Raw genomic sequence first — 14,515 nt, 5'->3', positions numbered from 1 at the left:
CGCCGGAGCGTTCAGAGCCCCGGCGCGCCCCACACCGGGAACCAGCGCGAGAGGTCGTCCTCCACCCGGAGGTCGTCGCCGAGCACGGCCCGCACCTGGAGTTCCAGCTGGTTGTCGCGCTTCTCCCCGCCGCCCGGAGCCGGGGCGAACGGGTAGAACGTACCCCTCTTGTAGAGGTAGACCAGCGCCAGCGAGCGCCCCTCCGGATTCCGGAACCCGATCATCGAGCAGAGCAGATGCGGGCCGAAGCCGCCGTCCTGGAGGAGGGTGTTGACCGCGTGCAGGTCGTTGACCAGGGCGGCCATGCCGTCGGCACCGGGCTCCTGACGGGCGAGCAGCCAGGTGTAGCCGTAGGAGTCCCGGCTGAACTCCACCGGGATCCCGCCCCGCCCCGTGTCCGCGTCGAGCAGCTCCCGGACGTCCTGCTGGATACGGGCGAACGTGCCGCCCTCCACCCCCGCGAAGCACACCGACCCGAGCCCGGTCGGTGTGAAACCGGTGCCGGCCTGGAGGGTGAGCGCGGCGGACGGCACGGCGAAGAGCTGGTCGAGGTCGGGGCGTACCGGTTTGCTGCGCCCCAGGATGCTGTCGAGCAGGCCCACGGAGGCTCCTTACGGGTGGGAGAGGCCGGCGGAGATGCGGGCCAGCTGGTCCAGACGCTGTTCGAGGGTCGGGTGGGAGGAGAGCAGTCGGCCCAGGCTCTCCTTGGCGGCGAAGGCGGGCACGAAGTAGAAGGCGTTGTACGGCTCCGCCTTCCGCAGGTCCTCCGTCGGGATCCTGGCCATCTGCCCGCTCACCTTGGTGAGGGCGGAGGCGAGCGCCGAGGGCCGGCCGGTGAGCAGGGCGGCGGTGCGGTCGGCGGAGAGCTCCCGGTAGCGGGAGAGCAGCCGGGTCAGCAGGAAGCTCAGGGCGTACACCACCGCGCTGATCAGCGGGATGAGCATGATGATGATGCCCGCGGGGTCGTTGCCGCGGCTGTTGCGGGCGAAGCCGCCCCACAGGGCGACCCGGGTGACGATGCCCGCGAGGACGCCCAGGAACGACGCGATGGTCATCACGGCCACGTCGCGGTGCGCGACGTGCGACATCTCGTGGGCCAGGACCCCTTCGAGCTCCTCGGGCTCCAGTCTGCGCAGCAGTCCGGTCGTGGCGCAGACCAGGGCGGTCTTCTCGCTGCGGCCGGTCGCGAATGCGTTCGGCACGTCGCTCCGCGCGATGGCGACCCGGGGCTTGGGCATGTCGGCGAGGGCGCAGATCCGGTCGACCGCACCGTGCAGCTCCGGCGCCTCCTGCGGGGTGACCTCCCGGGCGCCCATGCCGTACGCCGCGATGCGGTCGCTGAACCAGAACTGGGCGATGAACAGACCGCCCGTGATGACCAGGATGAGGGGCCAGGCGCCGCGCAGGACAGCCAGCAGCACGCCCACGAGGACCACGTACAGCAGGCCGATGAAGAACATCGTGCTCACCATGCGGGTGGTCAGGCCTCGGTCCGGGGCGTATCGGGAACGCGTTCGTGCCATGGGTGCCTCCAGCTGCTCACCTGACTCCCATAGTGCTCCTTTCCCGGGTAAACCGGATGTGAGGGGCTCAGGGCCAGAGGAGTTCGCGGGTCCAGCCCGCGCCGTCCCGCCGATAGCGCAGGCGCACGTGCCGGCGCCGGTCGTCGCCCTGGAAGAACTCCACCTCCCGCGGTTCGACCACATAGCGCGTCCAGGTCTCCGCCTCGGCGTCCGGCTCCTGCCGCGCGCGCTCCCAGGCCGCCTCGGAGGCCAATACGAGGTCCTCGTGCGCCGGGAGCACCTCGCTCTGCGAACCGGTCAGCGCGGCGGCCAGCGCCCCGGTGGACCTGGCCCGCAGATCGGCCCGGCTCTCCTCGCGGGCCGCGGGGGTGACGTCGCCCCGTACGCGCACCTGGCGGCCCTGGGCGGGCCAGTAGAAGCCGAGCGCCGCGTATGGGCGGGCGGCCAGCTGGCGGCCCTTCGCGCTGGTGGCGTGCGTGGCGAAGTGCCAGCCGCGCTCGTCCGCGTCGTGCAGCATCAGCGTGCGCACATCGGGCCGGCCCTCCGCGTCGGCCGTCGCCAGGGTCATGGTGTGCGGCTCGGTCTGCCCGGCCGCCACCGCCTCGGCGAACCAGGTGTGGAAGAGGGGGAGGGGAGCGGCGGGCGCGGCGGACGGGTCGAAGCGGGGGAGGGGTACGTCCCAGACGCGCTGTACGTGGAGCAGGTCGCGGAATTCCTTCTGTGCATCGCTCATGGGCCCATTCCACAGCGTCCCGCGCCGGTCCGGGAACGCCGACGGCGGACCACAGGGGTGGTCCGCCGTCGGTGAGACAGGACATGGGGAGCCGCGGTGGGGCGGCTCCCGGCGCGTACGGGGGGTGCGGGGCTTGCCGGGGCCTACCTGACCGGCTTCTTGCCGGTGATGCCCAGGTGGACCAACAGGGCGAGGTTCGGCCGGATTTCGGCCTGCTTCACGCCCCAGGTGGTGAAGCCCTTCTGGTGCGAGGCGACCCCCGCCAGCATGACGACCAGGGAGCCGGCCACCGCGGCGGGGCTGACGTCCTTGTCCACCCTGCCCTTGGACTGGAGCTCCTTGACCGCGTCCGTCAGGGAGTTGGTGACGGTACTCAGGACCTTCATGCGGATCTTGTAGAACCGCTTGTCGCCCTCGGCCGCGCCGAGGTCGACGACGCGGAGGATCGCGTCATGACGCCGCCAGAAGTCGAGGAATCCCTCGACGAGTTCTTCGGAGGCCTGCCAGCCGGCCTTGCCGACCCAGGAGCGGCCGCCGACCAGTTCGGTCAGTTCGGCACCTTCCTTGGCCATTTCCTCGGCGAGTTCGAGAACGGCGCCCTCGACGTCGGGGAAATACTGGTAGAAAGTCGCGGGTGAAGTCCCCGCCTTCCGTGCGACGTCGATGACTTTGACGTCCCGGTACGGCGAGGAGCTGAGCATCTCGCTGAGGCAGTCGAGCAGCTTCTGCCGCGTCGCCTGACCTCGCCGACCAGCCACGCGGCCGTCGACGGTGCGTACTTGTCCTGTCATGCCGTCAGCTTACCGAGGGGTGATCCGAGCGCGATCTGACCGACTGCAAATGGGGAACGCCCCAGTGCGGACGGGGTGAACAGCGCAATTCAGCGGCGGAGTGCGAGCTGTTTCCGCGCGGGCGTACGTGTTTATGGAATTGCACTTCTCTCCGCTCCGGGGCCTGCCCGGTGCGATGTTGTTATCAACAGCCTGTGGATAACTTCGGTGGACAACTCTCGTCCACGCAGGTCGCAGGACCTTCACGATTCGGGCAAAGGTTCTATTCAGCCCCTCGGGGCGCGCCGGAAGGCCCCCGACGTTACGTTGAGTGTGACGGGCGTCACGGCTGCCCTCGCGATCTCGCCGCGGATTCACTGCGAGCACGGCGAACTCGCGGCGACCTCACGGCGACCTCACTGCGACGGAAGGACCCGGGCCATGGCCGTATTCGCGCAGTCCGCGCCGTGCTGGGTGGATGTGCAGCTCTCCGACCTGGAGGCCGGCAAGCGCTTCTACGGCGGGCTCTTCGGCTGGACCTTCCACGCCGGGGACGGCATGCCCTTCGCGGATGCGTACAGCGAAGGCGAGCTGGTGGCCGCGCTCGCCGCCAAGCAGGACGGCCGCATGCCCACGACCTGGGGCGTCTACTTCTCCACCGACGACATCCGCGCCACCGTCGCCCTGGTCAGGAAGGCGGGCGGCCAGGTGATCACCGATCCCGTACGGGCAGGCGCGGCCGGAGTCCTCGCCCAGGCGGCCGATCCCGGCGGCGCGGTCTTCGGCCTCTGGCAGGCGGGCGAGCGCGCGGGCTTCGAGAAGCAGAACGCGCCGGGCGCCTTCTGCTGGACCGAGGTCTACACCCGGCAGCCCGAGCGCGTGGACGCGTTCTACGAGGAGGTCTTCGGGTTCCGGGGGACGGACATCCGACTGCCGGGCGCCGAGGGCGGCACGGAGCCGTTCCGGACCTGGTCCCCCGCAGGGACCGAGCCCGGTGAGGACACCGCGGTCGGCGGGCGCGCGGTCATCACGGACGCGTTCCCCGCGATGCTGCCCAGCTACTTCCTCAGCTACTTCGCCGTCGCCGACTGCGATCTCGCCGCCGACACCGCCGCACGCCTCGGTGGCCGGATCACGGCGCCTCCCCTGGACATCCCGTACGGGCGGATGGCGGTCCTCCAGGACGACCAGGGTGCGGCTTTCGCCGTGCTCCAGCCGACCGAGCTGCTTCCGTAGGTCTCGCGACGGCGTACCGGCGGTGTCCTGAAAGGGATGGAGTGCCACACAACACTCCGTTCCGCCCCCGGGTTCGCAACCGGGCCGCGAGCCAGGAAGAATCAGGGTGCGCACCGCCAAGTGGTGCCCAGTGGTGAGACGCTGCACAGGGCGGGATTTCGCGGGCTTCTGTTCCTGAGGTCCGTACGGGGAGGTGGCAGGCAAGTGGAGCAGCTGACGCAGCATGACCCGAGGCGGATCGGCCCGTTCGAGGTGCTGGGACGGCTCGGGGCCGGCGGCATGGGGCTGGTCTATCTGGCGCGGTCGGCGTCGGGCCGACGGGTGGCGATCAAGACGGTCCGCACGGAACTGGCCGAGGACCAGCTGTTCCGGGTCCGCTTCACACGTGAGGTGGAGGCCGCTCGCGCGGTCAGCGGCTTCTACACGGCCGCCGTGGTCGACGCGGACCCGAGGGCGGCCGTCCCCTGGCTGGCCACCGCCTACGTCCCCGCCCCCTCCCTCGAGGAGATAGTGAATGAGTGCGGGCCGATGCCGACCCAGGCCGTCCGCTGGCTGGCCGCCGGGATCGCCGAGGCCCTCCAGTCGATCCACGGGGCCGGTCTCGTCCACCGCGACATGAAGCCGTCCAACGTCCTCGTGGTCGAGGACGGACCGCGGGTGATCGACTTCGGTATCGCGTCCGGTGTCTCCAACACCCGGCTGACCATGACGAACGTCGCGGTGGGCACGCCCGCCTACATGTCTCCGGAGCAGGCGCGCGACTCGCGCAGTGTGACGGGCGCCAGCGACGTGTTCTCGCTCGGCTCGACCCTCGTCTTCGCCGCGACGGGACACGCGCCGTACCACGGGGCGAATCCGGTCGAGACCGTGTTCATGCTGCTGCGGGAGAGCCCCGACACCGAGGGGCTGCCCGACGATCTCCGGCCGCTCATCGAGTCCTGCATGCAGATGGACGCTTCACGGCGGCCCAGCCCGGCGGACCTGCAGTCCCAGCTGGCCCCGCACCTGTTCGCCTCCGGCAGCGACGACAGCGGCACGGCTTCGGCCTGGCTGCCGACCGCCGCCACCGCGATGATCGAGCAGCGCAGGGGCGGTGGCCGTGCCCTCGCCGTGGCGCCCGCGCCCGCCCCCGTCGTCGTGCCTCCGCCTCCGCAGCAGCCGCCGCCGGGCGCCGACTGGGACGGGGCGTGGCGCAGCGGAGGCGACCTGCGGACCGCGCCGGCCCCCGCGCCGGTGTCGGCCCCCGCCCCCGACGGCGGTCCCGTCCAGCTGCCCGGCGCCAAGGTGCCGATCGGCCCCGGTCCGCGCCCCGTTGACGTACGGGGCCCCGCCGCCGCGCACGCCGACCCGGCCACCGGCTGGGTGCGTCCGCCGGGCGGTCACACCGCGGCGGCCCCGGTCGCTCCGGTGCCCGCCCCGGCACCGGCCCCGGACGCGGCGCCCGCCGCGCCGGAACGCTGGCGGCCGTGGCGTTTCCGTATGTCGAACGACGTGTGGGGCACGCCCGTCGTGGTGGGCGACCTGCTGTACGTGACGTCCTTCGAGGTCCACGCCCTGGACGTGGGCAACGGGCGCCGCCAGTTCAAGACCCGCGACGTGGCCTGGTCGATGGCCGTCGACGGCGGCCGGATCCACGCCTCGGACGGCCCGTCCCTGTACGCGCTGGACGCGGCGACCGGCGCCGAGCGGTGGCGGCTCCAGACGGACGCCTGGGTGTACTCCCTGCAGGCCGACCGGGGCACCGTCCTGACCGGGACGCGGGGCGGCGGCGTACAGGCGTGGGAGGCGTCCAGCGGCGAGAAGCTGTGGGAGACCTCCGGCGTCCAGACGGACTTCGAGACGCCGGAGGCCGGCCCCGTCATCCATGACGGCACGGTCTACCTGTGGCAGGAGGCCCGTCTGCGGGCCGTCGACGCGCGCACCGGCACGGAACGCTGGTCGTACCCCGTCGGTGACGCCGCGTCCTGCGGCGGGGTCCCGGTCCGGGTCACCCCCGCGTCGGACGGCTTCGTGTACATCGCGGCGGGGACCCGGGTGCTGGCCGTGGACGCGGTCTCGGGCCGGGTCCACTGGCACTTCGAGTCACCGGCGGTCTTCCTCTCCCCGCCCGCCTTCGCGCCGGGGCCCGCGGTCACCGGCGGCGGGGTGTACCTCGCCGACTACCTGGGCACCGTGTACGCCCTGGACGCGTCCACCGGCAAGGACCGCTGGCGGATCGCGACGGAGGCCCGGCAGTCCATCGAGCCCGTGCTCGTCACGGGGGGCAACGTGCACGTCGGCAGCGGCAGCGCGCTCTACACCCTGGACGCGGTGACCGGGACGCCGAAGTGGCGGTTCGCGGCGGGCGGCGAGGTGGTCGGCGCACCTGTGGTCGCGGACGGCCGGGTCCACTTCGGTTCGGCGGACCACGTCCTCTACACCCTGGACGCGGCGGGCGGCCAGCTCCGCTGGAAGCTGGCCACGGGCGGCGAGATCACGGGTTCCCCGGTCGCGCAGGGGGGCGTCGTGTACGCGTGCAGCAAGGACCGCTGCGTGTACGCCCTGGACGCGCTGAAGGGCACCGGGACGGGGAACAGGGCCCGGGCCTGACGGCTCAGGGGTGGGGCGGGTGGTACCGGTCGTCCCGGTCCTGCCGCCCTTCCTCCGGGTACCCGCCTCCGCCTTGCGGGTACCCGCCTTCCTGGTACCGGCCTTCCGGATGCTGGACCGGGTACTGGGCGGTGTCCTCGTCGGCGCGGGACGCCCGGTGCCGGCCCGGCCCGGTGTACGGATCCGCCTCGGGCTCCGGCCCGGGGGAGGTCTGCGCGGCCGGGCCCGGCTCCTGCGTCGGCGGCCAGGTGTCCGGATGGTCGTCCGGCGGAACGGGATACGGCTCGGCGGTGTACCCCGGCCGCGCCGCCCGCTTCTGCCGTCCCGACATCAGCAGCGCGCCCAGCAGGAGCAGGAGACCGCCCGCCAGCGCCTGCGCCACGCCCCAGCGCAGCCCGTTGCCGTCACCGTCGACCGTCAGGCTCCCGGCGTCCTGCCCCTGCCGGACCATCCACAGCACGGTGAAGCCGAGCACGATCAGCCCGGCCAGGGCCACCACCCAGCGCAGCCGGAACACGACCCCCACGAGCGTCACCAGGGCGGCGAAGAGGAACGGCAGCAGGATCGAGCCCAGCACGGAGGAGGAGACGCCGGTGATGCCGTTGAACAGGTCCTGGATGCGGTAGTCCCGCCCGAGCCTGTCGTTGAACCAGCTGTGGAAGGGGCTCTGCACGGCGGCCGCCGCACCCACGAGCGCGACGACGGAGCCGAGGACATTGCGGATCATCGACAGCCTCCCGGGCCAAGGCGCACGGCTGTGCGCACCGCTCCCCGCGCTCGACGCTACGCCTGGCCGATCTTCCCTGCCATCGGAGGCCGCTGAGACCATGACGAGACCGTGACAGGGTCATGACGCGACCATGGGTGAGCGCACGGAATGCTGTGCGTTACGGTGTCGCGCGGCCGTGCGACGGCCAGGAAGCCGACTACAGCAAGGGGGGCTGCATCGATGATGCGGCGACAGATGAGGTTCGCGGCCGTACTGGTCGTGGTGGTGCTCGCGCTCACCGGATTCTCCACGTCCAGCCACGGCGGCAAGAGCGGGAAGAGCCGCAGCGGCAAGAGCAGCAGTTCAGGGGGCGGCTGCTCCAACTCCAAGAAGAGCAACGGCAGCTACCACGACTACGACGACGACTACGACAGCTCGTCCAGCTCGTCCAGTTCGTCCGGCGGCTCCACGTACGAGTCGGCCACCCCCGCCGCGACCGGCTCCGAGTCACCCGGGCTGCGCGTCATCCGCTGCGCCCAGCCCAAGAAGGGCAAGCGCAGGGCGACGACCGCCTCGTCGGTCGAGATCCGCTCGACCGCGGCGGTCACGCACACGTACGAGGTGGACGTGACGTTCGTCGACGCCAAGGGCCTGACCGTGGACACCGGCGAGACCGACATCGAGGTCGACGCCGGGGAGAAGCAGATCATCTCGGTCGCCATGGACAGCCCCCGCGCGGTCTCCCGCGTGGCGCGCTGCCTGGTCACGGCGGAGCTGCGCTACTGACGGCGGAGCCGGTAGGGTGACCGGTATGGCAACCAAGAAGTACACGGTCACACTGCCGGAGGAGCTGGCGGAGGAGATCCGCAGCGAGGTGGGCCCGGGCGCGTTCAGCGCGTATGTCACGCATGCCATAGAACGCCAGCGTGAACAGGACCGGCTGGGCGAGCTGGTGGCGTGGATGCAGGAGAAGGACGGTCCGCTCACCGAGGAGGAGCAGGCGGCTGCCTCGGCGGAGCTCCGGGACATCGAGCGGTGGTTCGAGGAGCGGGAGCCCGGGGCGCACGGCGGGGCGGCCGCCGCGTGACATCCGCACTGTGTTTCGTACTGGACTGTGAGGCCCTTTCGCGGGCCGTGTCCCGTGAGCGGGTCATGACGGGGATTCTCACCAAGGCACATCAGGGAGGGGTCCGTGTGGTGACCAGCTCCATGACTCTCATCGAGGCGTACCACGGCAAGGTCCGGCGCGCCGAGTGGAACTGGGTGATGTCCCGCATCGCCGTGGAGCCGGTCACCAAGGATGTCGCCGATGAGGCGATCGGTCTGCTGAGCGGGACCGGCCTGCACGGACACAAGTACGCCATCGACGCGGCGCTCGCGGTCATCGCGGGGCGGCAGCGCGGGCGGGTGGCGGTCTTCGCCTCGGGCGAGGACGACATGCGGAAACTGTGCCGACCGGAGGTACAGGTCCGGGCGTTGTGACCGGGAGCGCGGACAGGGTCCGAGCCGGTCGGCTCGGGCCCTGTGCGTGTGTGCGGACATGCAGCGGCCGCGGCGGCTCCCCCTCCGCGCCGCCGCGGCCGCTCCCCGTGCGGGTGAGGTCTACTTGGCCGGCTCGGTCGTGGCGTGCTGGTCCTGCGTCGTCGCGCCGCCGCCCGTCGCATGCTGGTCCTGAGTGGTGACAGGGGTCTCCGGCTCACCGGTGGCGTGCTGGTCCGCGGGCTTGAAGATGGGGTCCTGCTTGCTGGCGTCGGCCATGATGGTCAACTCCCTCTCTGCACTGCACGATGGGTTTGCGAGGCCCGTCCGGCTGTTCCCCCGTGGACTGCCGGACGGGCCCCTCGGGGCCGTTCACCCTAGTGGCACGGCCGCTGTCGCCCCGTCTGCCCCCCGACGCGACGGATCGACAGGCATGAGCATGCCGGGCAGTGATAAACGAACGATGAACGCCCTGTTCTTCAGGCGGCAGCCGCAGGTGACAGCAGCGATCGGACTTCTTCCGCTTCCGGGGAGGCGAGTTCCTCGTAGATGTCGAGTGCCTCCGCCCAGCAGACCTGGGCGCGACCGGCCTGCCCGATTCCGGCAAGTGCCCGGCCCAGTACGGTCAGCACGTTTCCACGGCGCCATTCGCCACCGATGCCACGGAGGACCGTCAGTGCGAGCTCGGCGAACTGGGCGGCCTGGGCAGGACGGCCCGAGACGAGGTCGACCTCCGCGAGCCGGAACAGAGCCATGCCCTCCCACAGTCGCTGCCGGCTTTCGCGGAAGATGGCGAGAGCCTCGTTCAGTTGCGCCGCTGCCGCAGCCGGCTTTCCGCTGTGGGTGAGCGCCATGCCCAGGGCGTACCGGCCGTTCGCGCCGCGAAGCGCGTGTCCGAGGGAGTCGTAGATCTCTATGCCGGCTGTCGCCAGGGTGATGGCGCTGTCCGTCCGCCCCGTGGCGAGGTGGATGCGCGACAGATTGCACAAGGCGCTGGCCTCGCCGGGACGATTCTCGTCGCTCCGGAACGCTTCGATCGCTTGGCCCAGGAACGTCTCACCGTCCGCATGGCGGTTCTGGTAGAGCGCGATGATGCCTCGGGCGTTGGACGCCCAACACTGGGGCAGCCGGTCATCGACGGTGCCGGCGAGCCGCAGGGCCTCCTGTGCCTCACGGTCCGCGTGGTCGAACCGTCCGGCCAACTGGTGAACATTCGCGAGCGACATGACGGCGCGTCCCTCCGCCCGTGGGTCTTCACATGCCCTGGCGGCCTCCCTGACAGCCACCGCCGCTGCCTCGTACTGCTTCGAGTTGGCACCGGACTCGCCGAGGTCGAGCGCCGCGTAGAGCAGATCGACGGCGCGGGCCAGGGTGTCAGGGCCTACCGACTGGCGTACACACGCCAGCAAGTTGGTCGCCTCGGCGTACAGCCAGTCCAGCGCTGAATGCCGGTTCCGGAACGACAGGCCCTCGTGCTCCGTCGGCTCGAGGTGGTCCACCAGCCGGTCCCCCGGCCGCTCCAGCGCGTACACCCCCGCCGCCGTGGCCAGGTAGAAGTCCAGCAGTCGCGACAGCGCCAGCTCCCTTTCCACCGGCGGCTGTTCGTCGCGCTCGGCGCAGGCGCGCGCGTAGAGCCGCACCAGGTCGTGGTAGCGGTAGCGGCCCGGGGCGGCGGACTCCAGGAGGCTGGTGTCGACCAGGGTCTCCAGGAGGTCCTCCGCCGTGTGGAGGTCCAGGTTCAGCAGGGCGGCGGCCGCGGCGAGGGAGATGTCCGGGCCGTCCGCCAGGCCCAGGAGGCGGAAGGCGCGGGCCTGGGCCGGCTCCAGCTGGCCGTAGCCGAGCTCGAACGTGGCCTTCACCGCGAGGTCGCCCGCCTGGAGTTCGTCGAGGCGGCGGCGTTCGTCGGCGAGCTTCGCGGCCAGCACCGAGACCGTCCAGGTGCGGCGGGCGGCCAGCCGGGAGGCGGCGATGCGGATGGCCAGCGGCAGGAAGCCGCACGCCGCCACCACGTCCAGCGCCGCCTCGCGCTCGGAGCGGACGCGCTCGTCGCCGACGATACGGGTGAAGAGCTGCAGGGCCTCCTCGGGCGACATCACGTCCAGGTCCACGAGGTGCGCGCCGGCCAGGTCGACCATGCGCACACGGCTGGTGACCAGCGCCGCGCAGCCCTCCGTGCCGGGGAGCAGGGGCCGGATCTGGGCCGCGTCGTGGGCGTTGTCGAGCAGGACCAGGATGCGGCGGCCGTCGAGGGTGGAGCGGTAGAGCGCGGCCCGCTCGTCCAGGGAGTCCGGGATCGCGGAGTCGGGCGTGCCCAGCGCGCGCAGGAACGAGCCGAGGACGGTCTCCGGTTCGGCGGCCCGGGCGCCCGCGCCCTGGAGGTCGACGTACAGCTGGCCGTCCGGGAAGTGCGGGCGGGCCCGGTGGGCGACGTGCACGGCGAGGGTCGTCTTGCCCACGCCGCCGATGCCGGCCAGCGCGGAGACCGCCATGACGGAGCCCTCGGCGGTGGCGAGCCGGTCACCCAGCTCCCGTACGAACGCGTCGCGGCCCGTGAAGTCCGGGACGGTGGCCGGGAGCTGGGCCGGGCGGACCGGGGCGGAGGCGGGGGCCGGTTCGTCGGCCGGGCGGGCCAGTTCCTCGTCGGCCCGGAGTATCCGCTGCTGGAGCTGGGCGAGCTCGGGGCGCGGGTCGACGCCCAGTTCCTCGGCGAGCAGGCGGCGGGTGTCGGCGTACACCGCGAGGGCCTCGGCCTGCCGGCCGCTGCGGTACAGCGCGATCATCAGCAGCTCGCGCAGCCGTTCGCGCAGGGGGTGCGCCGCGGTGAGGGCGGTGAGTTCGGAGACCGCCTCCGCGTGGCAGCCGACCTCCAGGTCCAGGTCCAGCCGGGTCTCGGTGAGCTGGAGGCGCCACTCCTCCAGGCTGGTGCGCTGGTTCTCGGCGTACGGGCCGGGGAGGGAGGCGAGCGCCTCGCCGTCCCAGAGGCCCAGCAGCTTGTTGATCAGGGTGCGGGCCTGGCAGCGGTCCCCGCCGCCCCGGACCTTCTCCGCCTCGGCGGACAGGTCCTGAGCGAGCGTCAGGTCAAGGGCCTCGCGCGGGATCCGGACCGCGTAGCCTCCGGACTCGCTGACCAGGGTGTCCTGCCCGAGGATCTTGCGGAGCCTGGAGGCGTACGTCCGTACCGTGGCCAGTGCCTGGGACGGAGGGTCCTCGCCCCAGAGGGCGTCGATGAGCTCGGAGGCGGTGGCCGTACGGCCGTCCCGCAGGAGCAGGGCGGCCAGCAGGGCCCGTTGCTGCGGGGACCCGGGCGGCAGGAGCTCGCTGCCGCGCCATGCGCGTACGGGACCGAGCACGGTGAAGCGCAGTTCGGTGCCGGCGGCCCGTTCCCGCGGAGCGCGCTGCTCCGGAACGCGCACGCCGGGTCCGTTGTCGCGGTCCATGATGCCCCCTGTCCTGCTCGCCCCGTCGGTGCCGATCCCGCTGTGCCCGGTACCGCTGGTATCGCGCTCAACAGTCTGCCTTGTTATGGGCGGGCTCGTCAGCATCGGGTGGTGCTCTGCACAGGCCCTCGACATGAGTCGGGGGCGAGGGCCCGTGCGGAGGGCGGCGTCAGGTCAGCCGGCGAGGGGCAACTGGAGTTCGGTGACCCACTCCTCCCAGTCCTCCGGGCACTCCAGGGAGACCTCCCTGGCGTAACCGGCGGGGCGCCGGCCGTGGTCGTCGATCCAGTGGGCCAGGGTCTGCTCGGTCGCCAGTACGTGCTCCATGGAGCCGCGGTGGACGATGGCCGCCGCCTCGAACGCGGGCAGCTCGACGACGGTGACACCGCTGTCGCCGAGCGGGCCGACAGGGCACTCGACGGTCACACCCGCGTGGACGGTGACCGCGCCGTCGCCTGCCGGGGCATCCTCGTACCGTGCGATGCCGGGCCCGGACGGGCTGATGCCCGCGGCTGCCAGCAGGGGGAACAGCCGGTCGTACAGCGGCCCGATGACCGGGGTGATGTCCTGCGGCCGGTAACTCGCGGCCGTCGCGGCCAGTTCGGCGACCCGTACCGCCGGGATCACCTTGACGATGACGTCGTTCTCGGGCATGCGTCCCTCGCTCTCGATGGACCGGAGCCTCGCCTCGACCCGGGTCAGCCGGGCCGCCGCCGCGGTCATCGCGGCCTCCAGCTCCGCCCGGCGCAGCCGCAGCATGCCGCGCAGCTCGTCCGTCCCGACCTGCTCGTCGACGACGGCCCGCACCTGCTGGAGGGTGAAGCCGAGGTCCTTCAGCGCGATGATGCGGTTGAGGCGGGCCAGTTGGCCGGCGCCGTAGTAGCGGTAGCCGGTGGCGGGGTCGGTGCGGTCCGGGCGCAGGAGGCCGATGGCGTCGTAGTGGCGCAGCATCCGGGCCGACACCCGGCCGTAGCGGGCGAAGTCTCCGATGGTGAACATGACGTCTCCCAGTGCAGGCCTTCACACGGGGTGAAGGTCAAGCGGCCGCCCGGACCCCGTGCCCGGGCCCCCTCTCAGCCCCGGCGCTTCGGGTCGAGCAACTGCTCCCGCAGCGCCGTGAGCTGGTGCGAGGACTCCACCGCCCGGGTCTCGTCCAGGGTGGCCAGGGCCAGGAGCAGTGCGTCGGCGACGAGCAGGCCGGTCAGGGACTCCGCCGTGATGCCGGTCGGGGTGTGCGGCGCGGTGAGGACCGCCTCGACGCGGTCTGCGTACGCCTCGCCCAGTTCGTCCGTCACCAGCACGACCTTGGCGCCGACCGCGCGGGCGCGTTCCATCATCACGGTCAGCTCCACCAGCCGCCGGCCCGGCTGGAAGATGACCACGGCGTCGCCCTGGCCCAGGGCCAGCAGCTGATCGGCGAGGGCGAAGCCCGTCTCGGAGACGAAGCGGGCCCTGCGGCCGATCCTGCCCAGGGCGAGCGCGAGGTGGCGGGCGCCCGGTTCGGAGGCGGCGATGCCGTAGCAGAACACCTCGTGCGCCTCGGCGAGCGCGGCCACCGAGCGTCTGACGGCCTCCGGTTCGGTGAGTCTGCGGGCGTGGTCGATGCGGTCCTGGGCCTCGGCGAAGACATCGCTCCAGATGGAGTCCAGGTCCCGGCCGACGTGCGCGATGCGCTGCTTGAGGCGCACCTCGGGGGCCACGGTCGAGGTGAAGTCGTTGGCCAGCTCGCGCTTCAGGGCGGGCAGGCCCGCGTACCCCAGGCGCTGGAGGGCGCGTACGACCGTGGCGTTGCTGGTGGAGCTGGCGGCCCCCAGCTCCTGGGCGCTGGCGAAGAGCAGCTGCTCGACGGGGGCGGTGACGAGGTACTGCGCGACGGCGCGCTCGGAGGTCGACAGGTCGTCCCATTGGTCACGAATTGCCGCACGCAGCCGTGTCACTCCGGTTTCGTTCTCTGGAATTTCCATTACAACCATTGACTTCCGTGTGACCCGCGTTACTGTCCTGGGCAGAACGTTCCAAGGGGAACGCATCCTGAAATC

General features: G+C 71.9%; 14 protein-coding genes. 5 read left to right on the top strand and 9 right to left on the bottom strand.

The annotated features are described in order from the left end of the window. Positions 1-11: 11 nt before the first annotated feature. From ACIRD8_RS08710 to ACIRD8_RS08695, 4 genes are all read right to left on the bottom strand, one after another. Positions 12-602, bottom strand: a complete 591-nt coding sequence (locus ACIRD8_RS08710; protein WP_403988110.1) for a hypothetical protein — start codon at positions 600-602, stop codon at positions 12-14. 9 nt (positions 603-611) lie between these two features. Beyond that, positions 612-1,523 carry a zinc metalloprotease HtpX gene (gene htpX, locus ACIRD8_RS08705; protein WP_403988107.1) on the bottom strand — a complete coding sequence of 304 codons (912 nt, stop codon included), beginning with the start codon at positions 1,521-1,523 and terminating at the stop codon, positions 612-614. Between the two features lie 67 nt (positions 1,524-1,590). Beyond that, complete coding sequence (locus ACIRD8_RS08700) at positions 1,591-2,256, bottom strand: pyridoxal 5'-phosphate synthase (RefSeq protein WP_403988104.1); 666 nt, start codon at positions 2,254-2,256, stop codon at positions 1,591-1,593. 143 nt (positions 2,257-2,399) lie between these two features. Beyond that, positions 2,400-3,047, bottom strand: a complete 648-nt coding sequence (locus tag ACIRD8_RS08695) for a TetR family transcriptional regulator (protein ID WP_403988101.1) — start codon at positions 3,045-3,047, stop codon at positions 2,400-2,402. A 420-nt stretch (positions 3,048-3,467) separates the two neighbouring features. Here ACIRD8_RS08695 and ACIRD8_RS08690 point away from each other — a divergent pair, with 420 nt between their 5' ends. Continuing rightward, the gene (locus ACIRD8_RS08690) at positions 3,468-4,262 is read left to right on the top strand and encodes a VOC family protein (RefSeq protein ID WP_403988098.1); all 795 of its coding nucleotides are present in this window, start codon (positions 3,468-3,470) and stop codon (positions 4,260-4,262) included. Between the two features lie 204 nt (positions 4,263-4,466). Continuing rightward, on the top strand, positions 4,467-6,851 hold the full coding sequence (locus tag ACIRD8_RS08685; RefSeq protein WP_403988095.1) for a PQQ-binding-like beta-propeller repeat protein: 2,385 nt from the start codon (positions 4,467-4,469) through the stop codon (positions 6,849-6,851). Between the two features lie 4 nt (positions 6,852-6,855). Here the strand turns inward: ACIRD8_RS08685 and ACIRD8_RS08680 are convergent, their stop codons facing one another. Beyond that, entirely contained in the window at positions 6,856-7,578 is a 723-nt protein-coding gene (locus tag ACIRD8_RS08680) for a hypothetical protein (protein WP_403988092.1), read from the bottom strand. 222 nt (positions 7,579-7,800) lie between these two features. Here ACIRD8_RS08680 and ACIRD8_RS08675 point away from each other — a divergent pair, with 222 nt between their 5' ends. The 3 genes from ACIRD8_RS08675 to ACIRD8_RS08665 all read left to right on the top strand — a co-directional run bounded on the left by ACIRD8_RS08675 (position 7,801) and on the right by ACIRD8_RS08665 (position 9,042). Continuing rightward, positions 7,801-8,346 carry a hypothetical protein gene (locus tag ACIRD8_RS08675; protein WP_403988089.1) on the top strand — a complete coding sequence of 182 codons (546 nt, stop codon included), beginning with the start codon at positions 7,801-7,803 and terminating at the stop codon, positions 8,344-8,346. A 25-nt stretch (positions 8,347-8,371) separates the two neighbouring features. Further along, the gene (locus tag ACIRD8_RS08670; RefSeq protein ID WP_403988087.1) at positions 8,372-8,647 is read left to right on the top strand and encodes a hypothetical protein; all 276 of its coding nucleotides are present in this window, start codon (positions 8,372-8,374) and stop codon (positions 8,645-8,647) included. A gap of 110 nt (positions 8,648-8,757) precedes the next feature. Then, complete coding sequence (locus ACIRD8_RS08665; protein WP_403988084.1) at positions 8,758-9,042, top strand: hypothetical protein; 285 nt, start codon at positions 8,758-8,760, stop codon at positions 9,040-9,042. Between the two features lie 120 nt (positions 9,043-9,162). Here ACIRD8_RS08665 and ACIRD8_RS08660 read toward each other — a convergent pair whose 3' ends face one another. The 4 genes from ACIRD8_RS08660 to ACIRD8_RS08645 all read right to left on the bottom strand — a co-directional run bounded on the left by ACIRD8_RS08660 (position 9,163) and on the right by ACIRD8_RS08645 (position 14,449). Then, positions 9,163-9,318 carry a hypothetical protein gene (locus ACIRD8_RS08660; protein WP_403988081.1) on the bottom strand — a complete coding sequence of 52 codons (156 nt, stop codon included), beginning with the start codon at positions 9,316-9,318 and terminating at the stop codon, positions 9,163-9,165. Between the two features lie 200 nt (positions 9,319-9,518). Then, positions 9,519-12,476, bottom strand: coding sequence for an AfsR/SARP family transcriptional regulator (locus ACIRD8_RS08655; RefSeq protein WP_403988078.1), 2,958 nt, complete (start codon positions 12,474-12,476; stop codon positions 9,519-9,521). 174 nt (positions 12,477-12,650) lie between these two features. Next, complete coding sequence (locus ACIRD8_RS08650) at positions 12,651-13,475, bottom strand: MerR family transcriptional regulator (protein WP_403988076.1); 825 nt, start codon at positions 13,473-13,475, stop codon at positions 12,651-12,653. Between the two features lie 74 nt (positions 13,476-13,549). Further along, positions 13,550-14,449 carry a MurR/RpiR family transcriptional regulator gene (locus ACIRD8_RS08645; RefSeq protein ID WP_403988073.1) on the bottom strand — a complete coding sequence of 300 codons (900 nt, stop codon included), beginning with the start codon at positions 14,447-14,449 and terminating at the stop codon, positions 13,550-13,552. Between the last annotated feature and the right edge of the window lie 66 nt (positions 14,450-14,515).

The sequence above is a fragment of the Streptomyces sp. NPDC102451 genome (assembly GCF_044765485.1).
GTDB lineage: Bacteria > Actinomycetota > Actinomycetes > Streptomycetales > Streptomycetaceae > Streptomyces.
This window is presented reverse-complemented; position numbering and strand designations above follow the sequence as displayed.

Bases quoted from the DNA above. Each gene is read 5' to 3' on its own strand.
- htpX (WP_403988107.1), bottom strand. From the start codon at position 1,523: ATGGCACGAACGCGTTCCCGATACGCCCCGGACCGAGGCCTGACCACC.
- ACIRD8_RS08700 (WP_403988104.1), bottom strand. From the start codon at position 2,256: ATGAGCGATGCACAGAAGGAATTCCGCGACCTGCTCCACGTACAGCGC.
- ACIRD8_RS08695 (WP_403988101.1), bottom strand. From the start codon at position 3,047: ATGACAGGACAAGTACGCACCGTCGACGGCCGCGTGGCTGGTCGGCGA.
- ACIRD8_RS08690 (WP_403988098.1), top strand. From the start codon at position 3,468: ATGGCCGTATTCGCGCAGTCCGCGCCGTGCTGGGTGGATGTGCAGCTC.
- ACIRD8_RS08680 (WP_403988092.1), bottom strand. From the start codon at position 7,578: ATGATCCGCAATGTCCTCGGCTCCGTCGTCGCGCTCGTGGGTGCGGCG.
- ACIRD8_RS08675 (WP_403988089.1), top strand. From the start codon at position 7,801: ATGATGCGGCGACAGATGAGGTTCGCGGCCGTACTGGTCGTGGTGGTG.
- ACIRD8_RS08670 (WP_403988087.1), top strand. From the start codon at position 8,372: ATGGCAACCAAGAAGTACACGGTCACACTGCCGGAGGAGCTGGCGGAG.
- ACIRD8_RS08660 (WP_403988081.1), bottom strand. From the start codon at position 9,318: ATGGCCGACGCCAGCAAGCAGGACCCCATCTTCAAGCCCGCGGACCAG.
- ACIRD8_RS08655 (WP_403988078.1), bottom strand. From the start codon at position 12,476: ATGGACCGCGACAACGGACCCGGCGTGCGCGTTCCGGAGCAGCGCGCT.
- ACIRD8_RS08650 (WP_403988076.1), bottom strand. From the start codon at position 13,475: ATGTTCACCATCGGAGACTTCGCCCGCTACGGCCGGGTGTCGGCCCGG.
- ACIRD8_RS08645 (WP_403988073.1), bottom strand. From the start codon at position 14,449: ATGGTTGTAATGGAAATTCCAGAGAACGAAACCGGAGTGACACGGCTG.